At 46.2% G+C, this 3,836-nt stretch carries 2 protein-coding genes; both read left to right on the plus strand.

Going from position 1 to position 3,836, the window contains the following annotated elements; all coding sequences use genetic code 11:
* Positions 1-1,262 (plus strand): DEAD/DEAH box helicase (locus tag C1714_RS13645; protein ID WP_102343783.1); only part of this gene is annotated, 1,262 nt, incomplete at its 5' end.
* Entirely contained in the window at positions 1,259-3,499 is a 2,241-nt protein-coding gene (locus C1714_RS13650) for an AAA family ATPase (protein ID WP_102343784.1), read from the plus strand. The genes C1714_RS13645 and C1714_RS13650, both read left to right, overlap by 4 nt.
* The last annotated feature ends 337 nt before the right edge of the window (positions 3,500-3,836 follow it).

Here is a 3,836-nt window from a genome sequence, read left to right on the forward strand (position 1 = left end):
TTGATCCGAACTACTATGGAACAATTATCATCGACGAAGCGCATCACGCAATTACCGATGGATATCGACGCATCATTGATCATTTCAGCGATGCAAATGTCCTCGGCGTCACAGCTACGCCGGATCGAGGAGATCAACGTCATCTTGGAGAAGTGTTTGAATCCCTTGCGTTTGAATATTCGATCGTCCAGGCGATCAAAGACGGGTATCTGTGTAAGATCGTTGCACAGACCGTTCCGCTGCAGCTGGATATGACAGGTCTGAAGACGCAGGCAGGAGACTACACACCTGGTTCCATTGATACAGCTTTGGATCCGTATCTGGATCAAATCGCAGAAGAAATGAAGAAATACTGTCAGGATAGAAAAACTGTTGTGTTTCTTCCTCTGATTGCTACCTCTAAAAAGTTCCAAGGGATCCTCAACTCAAAAGGATTCCGCGCCGCTGAAGTCAACGGTCAGTCAGAAGATCGTGAACAGGTTCTGAAGGACTTTTCTGCCGGTAAATACAACGTGATCTGCAACAGCATGCTGTTGACAGAAGGATGGGATTGTCCGGATGTCGATTGCGTTGTATGCCTGCGCCCTACGAAAGTGAGATCTCTCTATTGCCAGATGGTGGGAAGAGGCACACGAATCTGCAAAGGAAAAGAAAATCTTCTGATCCTAGATTTTCTGTGGATGACAGAAAAGCATGAGCTGTGCCGCCCTGCTGATATCATCTGCACGAATGAAGAAGTTTCGAAGCAAATGACTAAGAATCTGGAAGAATCTGCCGGAGAAATGTTCGACATTGAAGAAGCTGAACAGGAAGCTGCTACAGATGTCATGCAGCAGCGTGAAGCATCTCTGGCGAAACAGCTTGAAGCAATGCGGAAACGGAAGCGCAAGCTGGTGGACCCGCTGCAATTTGAAATGAGCATCCAGGCTGAAGATCTCTCGTCTTATGAGCCATCACTCGGATGGGAAATGGGACCGGTTACTCAGAAACAGCTTGAAGCTCTTGAGCGTTACGGAATATTCCCGGATGAAATCGAATGCGCAGGAAAAGCTGAACTGATTCTGCATAAGCTGGAGAAAAGACGGATGGAAGGACTGGCTACACCTAAGCAAATTCGTTTTCTGGAAAGCAGAGGATTCCAGCACGTCGGAACATGGCAATTTGATGCCGCTAATAAGATGATTAGTCGAATCAGCTATAACAACTGGCGTATTCCTGAAGGAGTCGTGCCCTCAACCTATACTCCTGGAGCAACCTTATGACAGATGAAAAGGAATTAAGAGCAGCGCTTGAATATATCAATCCAGCTTCTCTGTCATATGGAGATTGGATGCAGATTGGCATGGCCATCAAAGCGGCCGGTGCATCGTGCGAGCTATGGGATGAATGGAGCCGCAGAGATCCGGAACGTTACGATGGCGGATGCTTCAAAAAATGGGAATCATTCCAGAGCTCAGGAATCACGGAAAATACGTTGTTCAAGATGGCAATTGAGCGAGGATACAGTAATTCGTCCGGTGAGCACGGAAGAGAAATTCTTGACGATGAGATTGTAAATCTCTCAGACTATCAGTTTCTTGACCGAGACATGATCGACTCCAAAGAAGTCCCAGAGCCAGGTGCTAATTGGGATCAAATCGCAGACATCCGAAATTACATTTCTGCGGTATTCGAGCCAGATGATCATGTTTCCTACTGTACGTCCTGTTTCAAAGACGATAAAGGAAAGTATCATCCAGGGAAAAGAACTTATGACCGGACAGCCGGAAGACTTCTGGAAGAACTCGATTCCGCACAGAAAATCGAAGACGTATTTTACGACTACGATCACGAATGCGGGGCGTGGATTTCTTTCAACCCGATGGATGGTCAAGGTGGAAAAATCGGAAATATTACTGACTATCGATACGCGCTGGTAGAGTCAGACACCAATGCAATCGACATGCAGTACGCAATCATGACGGAGCTGCAGCTTCCAATCGTCGCTCTGGTACATTCCGGGAACAAGTCACTGCATGCGATTGTGCGTGTGGATGCAAGCAATGAGAAGGAATACAGCCGGCATGTAGATTACTTATACAAAATATGCAAACAGAACGGACTCGATGTAGATCCAAGTGCTAAGAATCCGAGCAGGCTATCACGAATGCCCGGTTTCTGGCGCGGGAAAAAGAAGCAGTTCCTGATTGCGACGAATATCGGGCAGCCATCCTGGGATGCCTGGACAGAATACATCGAATCAATCAATGACGATCTACCGGATCCGGAAAACCTCGCATCTGAATGGAACGACATGCCGGATCTGGCGCAGCCATTGATTGAGGGCGTACTTCGCCAGGGGCACAAGATGCTGCTTGCCGGACCATCCAAGGCCGGAAAATCTTTCTCTTTGATCGAGCTTTGTATTGCTATCGCAGAGGGCAAAAAGTGGCTTTCCTGGCAATGTGCGCAGGGCAAGATCCTATATGTCAATCTGGAACTGGATCGGGCAAGCTGTCTGCACAGATTCAAGGATGTTTATGATGCACTGAAAATTCCTCCGAATAACATCAGAAACATTGAGATCTGGAACCTTAGAGGAAAATCCGTGCCGATGGACAAACTGGCACCCAAGCTGATCCGCAGAGCGTCGAAAGAAAACTTCATCGCAGTCGTGATCGATCCGATCTACAAAGTTATCACCGGAGATGAAAATTCTGCAGAGCAGATGGCAAAGTTCACGAACCAATTTGACAAAATTGCTACATCGCTGAACTGTTCCGTAATTTACTGTCACCATCACAGCAAAGGTGCTCAGGGCGGAAAAAGATCAATGGATCGTGCTTCCGGATCGGGAGTATTTGCCAGAGATCCGGATGCAATGATCGACATGATTGAGCTTCCTCTAAACAACACTGCAATTGATCGCAGGAAAAATGAAGAAGTGTGTCATACAATTCGCAATGAAATTCAGAGCATTGATCCGAATTACTACAACACCATTCCGCAGGATGATCTTTATAAGAGAAAAGAAATTATGCAGCACGCATGGAAGGTGTTACGGAGAAAATACTCAGACAACGAAATTGATGCAATTGTCAGGCAAGCAGAAGAAAAAGCGGAAACAACAACAGCATGGAGAATTGACATGACGCTGCGAGAGTTTCCGAAGCCTGCTGAGACGAACATCTGGTTCTCTTATCCGATCCATGAAGTAGATCGTACAGGCGTACTTGAGGATCTTGATCCTGAGGAAGATATGCCGATGTGGAAGAAGGGCAAAATGGCACAGAAGACTCCGGAAGAGAGGCAAAGCAAGAGACAGACAGAGTTCGAGATTGCGTTTGAGAACCTGTCACAAGAAAACGAAACGGTGACAGTCAAAATGATGGCAGAGTACATGAACGTCTCAGAAAGGACAATCTGGAACAGGTTGAAAGATTTATCAGGCATCTACAAAGCAAAGAGAGAAGACGGCTCAAAAGGTGCAGCAGCACCCGCAATCATCATTAAATGCTGATCTGCCGTGAAGAAAGAAAAAGTCAAGAGTTTTTCACGTGAAGCAAAAGTCTATATAAATATACATTTATTTTCTTCACGACGTGCAGATGAGGGTGTCAGGCTGTGCAACAAGGGAAGGGCTTAAGCTCCGCCCTTCCCCTTATTGACACGGCCGCCCAACACCTTAAGGAGATTTTCACACTTGGAAATAATATTATGAGAATGATATTGAACATGATTCCGCCTACTACAACGGCGCAAGAGAAAAAAATAAACTCCAAAACAAAAAAGGTTTACTCCGCTCCTGCAGTAGTGGATGCCAAAGCAAAATACAGAGCGCATCTTGCAAAGTATCG

The organism is Galactobacillus timonensis (assembly GCF_900240265.1).
Lineage (GTDB): Bacteria > Bacillota_I > Bacilli_A > Erysipelotrichales > Erysipelotrichaceae > Bulleidia > Bulleidia timonensis.

Bases quoted from the DNA above. Each gene is read 5' to 3' on its own strand.
- C1714_RS13650 (WP_102343784.1), top strand. From the start codon at position 1,259: ATGACAGATGAAAAGGAATTAAGAGCAGCGCTTGAATATATCAATCCA.